This is a genomic window from Marinomonas epiphytica (genome assembly GCF_054780655.1).
The window spans coordinates 60,253-68,189 of the sequence record NZ_BAAGVX010000003.1 but is presented as its reverse complement, the minus strand read 5'-3'; the positions used below and the strand labels follow the sequence as shown (position 1 = coordinate 68,189).

The window sequence follows — 7,937 nt, the reverse complement described above, 5'->3', positions numbered from 1 at the left end:
ACACTAACAATTTACTTAATAAAGCGAATTGACGTGTTAGACGTCTCGTAAGACTTCAATATTTTTTGAAGCCTCCAGCGAGCGCCCACACAAATTATCTGATTATCTATTTTAAAGAGCGTTGCCATAAGCTGTGTCATGGCTGAGGTCGTGTATCATACAGACTAAATTAGTTTTAACAAGCACTATTTAAACTTTTTATGCTTTTTCTTTCTACAAGGGTCGGTTCTAATTGAATTTGCCTTGGCTGATCAGACAAATTAGCGATTCTTTGTAATAAGGTATCCACTGCCGCCTCTCCCAACCGATACTTGGGTTGGTGAATCGTTGTTAAAGCAGGCACCATAAATTTTGCAATCTCCACATCGTCATAACCAATAACAGAAAGTGAATCTGGAACATTCAATTCATGCTCATTGGCAGCATTGATGACGCCCATTGCCATCATATCGTTACAGGCAAAAACAGCACTCGGCAATGGCATTTTTTTGTTATGACATAGCTCGACAATACGATTAAAAGATTGATAACCACCTTCACATTCAAAGTCAGACTCCACCACCCACTCAGATCGGATCGGGAGCCCCGCTTCATGCATGGCTTTTTGATAACCCGCAAAACGACTACTGGCTTGATTTCTATCTAAAGGTCCAGTAATACAAGCAATATCTCGATGCCCTGCTTCAATTAATCGACTGGTAGCCATATAGCCACCTAATTCGGAGTTGTCATTTATTTTATCGCAAGGGTAAGACACTTCTCCCCAGTCCATCACCACTTTAGGCAAGTCTATATTGTTATTAAATGCCGCCAGCGGATCACCATTAAAAGCAGAGCAAAGCAATATCAGCCCATCAACTCTTCGTTCAACTAAAGTACTAACAGATTTGTTCATTCGAACAACATCCCCTTCAGTATTACAAAGTATCAAGTTAAACCCTCTCTGGTAGCAGCGCCGCTCAACACCTTTCACAACCTCACCAAAGAAAGGGTTATTTGAAGCCGTTACAACTAAGCCTATAGTGCTGGTTCGATTTAATTTCAAGCTGCGTGCCAAGGCCGAAGGAGAATAGTTTAGCTCACTGGCAGCCTTCAGCACTTTGGCAGAAATTTCTTCACTGACAAAACGGCTTTGATTAATAACGTGACTCACGGTGGAAGTTGACACCCCCGCTTGCCGCGCTATGTCTTTCATGGTCGCCACATTCTCTCCTAGTTTTGTTTTTCTTTTGATAAAAACACATCCACATCAGAGCGATAAGGAATGGATGTTTGCGCACCGAACTTGGTTACCGACAAGGCCGCACTGGCATTAGCAAACCGTATTGCATAGTCAAGCGTATTGTTTTCAAGCAAGGCTACCACCAAGCCTGCATTGAATGTATCTCCTGCTGCTGTGGTATCTTCTACATCCACCTTAAAACCTTCGATATGGCTCCCTTTCCCAGCCTCACTCAACCACACTCCGTTCGCACCTAAAGTGATAATAACAGTCTGAATGCCTTTATCATGCAACACAAATGATGCCTTAGCCGCAGATTCTAAACTATCGACCGCTATCCCCGTCAATAGTTGGGCTTCTGTCTCATTAGGGGTAATGATGTCCACCAGCTTAAGCAAAGCATCGGGCAGCTCTTTAGCAGGCGCAGGGTTAAGAACGGTTTTTACAGCATGGCGCTTGGCTATTTGTGCAGCTGCTAACACACCATCCAAAGGCGTTTCTAGCTGCATTAACAAGCATTGGGAATCAGCAATCGCTGTTTGGGCCCGTTCAATTAACGCTTTATTAAGATACTCGTTAGCTCCAGCTGATAACGCGATACTGTTCTCCCCAGTATCAGCCACTTGGATCATGGCTATACCTGTATGAAGGCCCTCTTTTACGTTGACATGATCTACATTAAGACCGTCACTCATGAAAGAGCACCTAGCCTGTTGACCAAACTCATCATCCCCCACATTGGCAATAAAGCTGGCTCTCGCACCTAATCGAGCTGCAGCAACGGCCTGATTAGCCCCTTTACCTCCAGAAATAATCTGGTAATCATAACCTTGAAGCGTTTCACCAGGACGCGGAAAAGACGCCACCTTCAACACATGATCGGCATTAACACTGCCTAGCACGACAAGTTGACTCATCGACATTACCTTTTGATTAAAATAAGTTACTCAGAAAGTTTGAAAGGGAGGAGCTCCCCAGTCAGGTGACTGGGGAGGCAAAGGCTTAGTTTAGAATAAGTCTTAAATCAACAGGAATGTAAGAGTCAACTTGCTGACCTTTTAATACTTTGTCAGCCACTTCAACACCTTGAGAACCAATCAGTGCTGGTTGCTGAGCGACTGTTGCAGCCATATAGCCACGCTCTACCGCTGCAATACCGTCATCCGTGCCATCAAAACCAACAATAACTATATCTTTACCCGATGCCTGGACTGCACGCAGTGCCCCCAAAGCCATTTCGTCGTTCTGAGCAAACACAGCTTGCACATCTGGGTTAGCCGCGAGCAAATTCTCCATCACATTAAGCCCTTTCGTGCGATCAAAGTCCGCAGGTTGGCTCGCCATAAGGTCAAGCCCTTTCGCCTTAACAGACTTCATAAAGCCCTCGCCACGCTCACGAGCTGCAGAAGTACCTGCAATGCCTTCTAACTGAATAACTTTCGCATTTGCACCAAGGGTCTGAGCAATATAATTACCAGCAAGCTCACCACCTGCAACATTATCTGAGGCGATATGCGCAGCCACTTCTCCACGAGTCGCACCACGATCAAGGGTTATGACAGGAATACCCTTACGGTTGATCATGCGAATCGCATTAGACACGGCATCAGAATCTGTTGGGTTAATCATGATGGCCTTAACACCACGAACACTTAAATCTTCAACATTAGAAAGCTCTTTGCTTGGATCATTTTGCGAGTCCAAAACAATCAAATCATAGCCAAGTTGCTTCGCTTTTTGCTCAGCACCTTCTTTCATAGAAACGAAGAAAGGGTTATTTAATGTTGAAACCACAATGGCAAGTGTATCTTGAGCGATAGCAGATGTACTAACAGTCGCACTTACTACGGCAGCAGCAACAAGTTTTTTTATTTTTTTCATGATAGTTTCCTTTCGGTTTTATTAAAGATTGACCAATATCTTGGTCGCTGGTTATTTATTTTTGTTGTCCACCATGACAGCCAGTAAAATGACTAACGCTTTGGCTATCATTTGGTAATAAGAAGAAACGTCTAGTAGGTTCAAAGCATTATTGAGGAAGCCGATAATCAATGCACCTATGAGCGTTCCCATGATGCGTCCACGACCGCCAGCTAGGCTAGTTCCCCCCAGTACAACGGCCGCAATAGCGTCAAGTTCGTAAGACATACCTGCGGTAGGCTGTGCCGAAGAAAGGCGAGAAGTAACGATAATACCCGCTAAAGCCGAGAGCATACCGCAGATTGCATACACCCCTACTTTCACACGATCGACGTTAATACCAGATAAACGGGTTGCAGACTCATTCCCCCCTAAGGCATAAATGTAACGACCGAAGCGAGTATAATTAAGCAGGTACCAAGCCATAGCGAACACTAAGGCCATAATCCATACAGGGACGGGAACGCCCAACACATAGCCAGTACCAAACCACGCAAACATGTCTGCGGTATCAGTAAAGCCTGTCGAAATAGGCCTACCATCTGTATAAACCAAGGTTGCACCACGAAGCAAAGTCATAGTCACTAGTGTCGCAATAAAGGCCTGCACTTTTCCTTTAGCAATGATAAAGCCACTGACTCCGCCTAGGGCTGCACCGGCAAATAAAACAACAGGGACAGCAAGCACCACGTGTATTTCCATCGCAATCATTGAAGCAGCAAAAGCACCACATAGCGCTAAGACTGAGCCCACACTCAAATCAATACCCGCGGTTAGAATAACAAGTGTCATGCCCACCGCGATGATGGCGCTCACGGACGTCTGTCGTAAAATATTTAGAACATTATCGACAGTAAAAAAATTAGGATTCAAAAAAGAAACAATGACGATCAACACCAGCAGTGCAATAATTGATTTCTGCTCAATCAGCCACTCTTTGCTAATCAATGGCTTTTTAGCTGTATCATCAGCCACGATATTTTTATTATTCATGCAGTTACCTCGTTTACATTACTGACTGTTTTACCGACAGAACATGCCATAAGCACTTCTTGATTTGCTTGCTCTTTATGAAATTCGCCTGTTATACGGCCTTCGTGCATAACAACAATTCGATCACTCATACCTAACACTTCAGGCATTTCAGAAGACACCAAAATAATACTCATACCCTGAGCTTTAAATTTATTAATAAGCTGGTAAATTTCTTTTTTCGCCCCCACATCAACACCACGTGTAGGCTCGTCTAAAATAAGCACCTTAGGCTGAGTCAGTAGCCCTTTAGCAATGGCTACTTTCTGCTGATTCCCACCTGATAAATTGCCAATAATTTGCTTTTCAGAAGGGGTTTTTATATTAAAAAGTTGAATAAATTCTTGAACTGCATCTCGCTCTTGTGAGCCGTTTATATGCAAGCCCGATGAAAAATGCTGTAAAGCACTTAGGGACATATTCTCTTTCACGGACAAACCCAGTACTAAGCCATCGCCTTTCCTATCCTCTGAGATATAGGCGATACCTTGGCTAAGTCCATCTTGAGGTGTTTTCGGTGTTATTGGTTGGCCTTCAACAAACACCTGGCCAGACTCTTTGGGCAAATCACCATAGATCACTTTCATCAACTCTGTTCTGCCAGACCCCATCAACCCAGAGAACCCCAAAATCTCACCGTGTTTAAGCTCAAAAGAAACATCGTTAACCCCAGCGCCACTCAACCCATCCACTTTCAAACAAACACTACCTTGTTGGGTTGCTACTCTTGGATACTGCTCATCCAATTTACGACCCACCATCATTTCAATAAGGTCATCCTCGTTAATATCTTGCACAGACACTTGCTTTATAAACTGACCATCCCTCAACACGGTGATATCGTCACAAATCTCGAAAATCTCTTTTAGTCGATGTGAAATATAAACAATGCCGCACCCTTGACGCCGTAGCTCCTCAATGACACTGAACAAAGAAGCGGTCTCTGTATCTGTAAGGGCGTCGGTTGGCTCATCCATAATGATGACCTTGGACTCAAAAGAAAGCGCCTTGGCAATTTCCACCATTTGCTGCTCACCCAAACTCAACTCACCCAAGCTCTTCTTTGAGCTGTGCTTAACATTCAATCTTTGTAGAAGTTGGTCAGCCTCTTGGTACATCAATGACCATTGGATGCGACCAGATTTTGATACCTTCTCTCGCCCCAAAAAGATATTTTCGGCAATAGACAATTCAGGAATGAGGTTGAGTTCCTGGTGAATAATGCTGATACCGGCTTCTTGGGAGTGCTTTGGTCCTTTAAAGTGAACGCTTTGCCCTTGATAAAAAATATCACCCACATCGATTTCATATATTCCAGTGAGAGACTTCATTAGCGTCGACTTGCCCGCACCATTCTCACCTAACAGGGCCATTACTTTTCCAGCAAAGACCTTCAGACTCGCTTTATTTAAAGCTTTGACACCAGGAAAACTCTTTTCAATGTCTTTCAGTTGCAAAATTGGCTCAGACATGACAATTCCTTATTACGCAATTAAAAAGTAACGCCCATTTTGAAAATCACATTAGCAAAGGGCGTACATTCTCCCGTTCTGACCACACCTTTGCTGACATGAGTTTTCTCTTTAAATTCAGAGTGAGGCACATAGCTCACTGGAATATTCTTTCCTGACTGAGACCTTTCAGTTTGAAGAAGACTCATCAATTGAGAATGCACGGCTGGATTTTGATCGACCAACTCTTGCGCCAATACCACTTCTTCTATTTGAGCTTCAGACAGTATGACTTTAACGGTTTGAATAAAACTTGGAACGCCATGTGTCAAAGCAAGGTCAATTCGGTTGGTTGCGTCAGAAATGGGCAAGCCAGCGTCGGCGATAACTATCTGGTCGGTATGACCAAGAGTGGCTAGCAAATAGGAAAGATCCGCATGCAATAAGTTTGTCTTTTTCATAATTTATAATTTTTTTGGGCACTCAAAATACAAGAACACATCGAAACGTTTCGATATGAGCCATATTTAATAGTTAAGCGAGATAATTGTAGGAGAAACAAACGAGACAATCATCGAAACGTTTCGATGATTTGAAAATAAAAAAAGGATTAAACATAATCTTTACCTTATACTTTTTTGTTTTTATTTAGTACGCAATATTTATACAATTTATTCTAACCAGCAAATACGAAGCAAGACAAGAAAAAAATAAAAAAACCGGCTCAGAAGATCCTGACACCGGTTTCTTATTACTTAAAGACTCTCAAACACTTATTTTATTTCAAGAGCTTGAGCTTCTATTCTTGCCTTCCACTCTGCAGGTCCTGTAATGTGCACAGAGGTTCCGGCGGAATCTACAGCAACCGTTACAGGCATGTCTACGACTTCAAATTCGTAAATGGCTTCCATACCCAACTCAGGGAAAGCGACCACTTCAGCTTTTTGAATGGCTTTTGATACAAGATACGCTGCACCACCAACCGCCATCATATAAACAGCACCAAATTCTTTAATCGCTTCAATAGCAACAGGGCCACGCTCCGCTTTACCAATCATGCCAAGCAGACCGGTACTCTCAAGCATTTTATGGGTGAACTTATCCATTCGCGTCGATGTAGTTGGACCCGCAGGACCTACTGCCTCATCTTTCACAGGGTCAACAGGCCCTACGTAATAAATAAAACGCCCTTTTAAATCGACTGGCAACTCTTCACCGTTGGCCATCATTTCAACCATTTTCTTATGAGCTGCGTCACGACCTGTTAACATTTTACCATTCAACAAAATGGTTTCACCTGGTTGCCACTCACGAACTGCCTCTGGTGTAACTTCATCCAAGTTGACACGACGCACGCTATCACCTACTTCCCAAGTGATTTCAGGCCAATCATCTAAAGAAGGTGGTACTAGATCTGCTGGACCAGAGCCATCTAATACAAAGTGGGCATGACGAGTGGCTGCACAATTCGGAATCATAGCCACTGGAAGCGAAGCTGCATGGGTTGGATAGTCCATAATTTTGACATCCAGCACGGTTGTTAAACCACCCAAACCTTGTGCACCGATACCCAAATTGTTAACCGCTTCAAAGATAGCCAAACGAAGCTCTTCAACACGATTTTGAGCGCCACGCTCTTTCAGCTCATGGATATCAATTGGCTCCATTAGCGACTCTTTAGCCATTACCATGGCTTTTTCCGCTGTGCCCCCGATACCTATGCCCAGCATACCTGGTGGGCACCAACCAGCCCCCATTGTAGGCACTGTTTTCTTAACCCACTCTACAATATCATCAGATGGATTTAGCATGGCAAGTTTCGATTTGTTTTCAGAACCACCACCTTTAGCAGCCACATGCACTTCAACTGTATCACCTGGCACCACTTCCATATGAATAACGGCTGGCGTATTGTCCTTAGTGTTCTTACGCGCGCCCGCAGGGTCAGCCAAAATAGAAGCCCGCAATACATTATCAGGGTGAGTATAAGCGCGACTCACCCCTTCATTAATCATCTCTTCAACACTTTTGGAACTTTCCCACTGAACGTTCATGCCGATTTTAATAAACACAGTAACAATGCCCGTATCCTGACAAATAGGGCGTTTGCCTTCGGCGCACATTCTTGAATTGATTAAAATTTGTGCCATAGAGTCCTTCGCCGCTGGACTCTCTTCTCTTTCGTAAGCTTCGTGAACGGCATTCACAAAATCTAGAGGGTGGTAATAGGAGATAAATTGTAGGGCGTCCGCCACACTATCGATTAGATCACTTTCTTTAATTATGCTCATGCCTCTCTCCTGCAGAGTGCT

7 protein-coding genes are annotated in these 7,937 nt (G+C 43.7%); all 7 read right to left on the bottom strand.

Features of this window, described 5'->3' with window-relative positions:
• Positions 1-175: 175 nt before the first annotated feature.
• Positions 176-1,195: a substrate-binding domain-containing protein gene (locus tag ACYVGZ_RS01925; RefSeq protein WP_460750424.1), complete on the bottom strand. Its 1,020-nt coding sequence runs from the start codon at positions 1,193-1,195 to the stop codon at positions 176-178.
• 17 nt (positions 1,196-1,212) lie between these two features.
• Positions 1,213-2,139 carry a ribokinase gene (rbsK, locus tag ACYVGZ_RS01920; protein WP_460750421.1) on the bottom strand — a complete coding sequence of 309 codons (927 nt, stop codon included), beginning with the start codon at positions 2,137-2,139 and terminating at the stop codon, positions 1,213-1,215.
• Between the two features lie 85 nt (positions 2,140-2,224).
• Positions 2,225-3,103, bottom strand: coding sequence for a ribose ABC transporter substrate-binding protein RbsB (gene rbsB / locus ACYVGZ_RS01915; RefSeq protein ID WP_460750419.1), 879 nt, complete (start codon positions 3,101-3,103; stop codon positions 2,225-2,227).
• A gap of 51 nt (positions 3,104-3,154) precedes the next feature.
• Positions 3,155-4,135 (bottom strand): ribose ABC transporter permease, encoded by a 981-nt coding sequence (rbsC, locus tag ACYVGZ_RS01910; protein ID WP_460750416.1) that lies wholly within the window; start codon positions 4,133-4,135, stop codon positions 3,155-3,157.
• Positions 4,132-5,646, bottom strand: a complete 1,515-nt coding sequence (gene rbsA, locus ACYVGZ_RS01905) for a ribose ABC transporter ATP-binding protein RbsA (protein WP_460750413.1) — start codon at positions 5,644-5,646, stop codon at positions 4,132-4,134. The genes rbsC and rbsA overlap by 4 nt, the downstream gene beginning before the upstream one ends.
• 20 nt (positions 5,647-5,666) lie before the next feature.
• On the bottom strand, positions 5,667-6,086 hold the full coding sequence (gene rbsD / locus ACYVGZ_RS01900; RefSeq protein ID WP_460750410.1) for a D-ribose pyranase: 420 nt from the start codon (positions 6,084-6,086) through the stop codon (positions 5,667-5,669).
• A 312-nt stretch (positions 6,087-6,398) separates the two neighbouring features.
• Positions 6,399-7,916: a fumarate hydratase gene (locus ACYVGZ_RS01895; protein ID WP_460750407.1), complete on the bottom strand. Its 1,518-nt coding sequence runs from the start codon at positions 7,914-7,916 to the stop codon at positions 6,399-6,401.
• Positions 7,917-7,937: the final 21 nt, after the last annotated feature.

Excerpts from the sequence above, each read along its gene's own strand:
- ACYVGZ_RS01925 (WP_460750424.1), bottom strand. The coding sequence starts at position 1,195 with ATGAAAGACATAGCGCGGCAAGCGGGGGTGTCAACTTCCACCGTGAGT.
- rbsK (WP_460750421.1), bottom strand. The coding sequence starts at position 2,139 with ATGAGTCAACTTGTCGTGCTAGGCAGTGTTAATGCCGATCATGTGTTG.
- rbsB (WP_460750419.1), bottom strand. The coding sequence starts at position 3,103 with ATGAAAAAAATAAAAAAACTTGTTGCTGCTGCCGTAGTAAGTGCGACT.
- rbsC (WP_460750416.1), bottom strand. The coding sequence starts at position 4,135 with ATGAATAATAAAAATATCGTGGCTGATGATACAGCTAAAAAGCCATTG.
- rbsA (WP_460750413.1), bottom strand. The coding sequence starts at position 5,646 with ATGTCTGAGCCAATTTTGCAACTGAAAGACATTGAAAAGAGTTTTCCT.
- rbsD (WP_460750410.1), bottom strand. The coding sequence starts at position 6,086 with ATGAAAAAGACAAACTTATTGCATGCGGATCTTTCCTATTTGCTAGCC.
- ACYVGZ_RS01895 (WP_460750407.1), bottom strand. The coding sequence starts at position 7,916 with ATGAGCATAATTAAAGAAAGTGATCTAATCGATAGTGTGGCGGACGCC.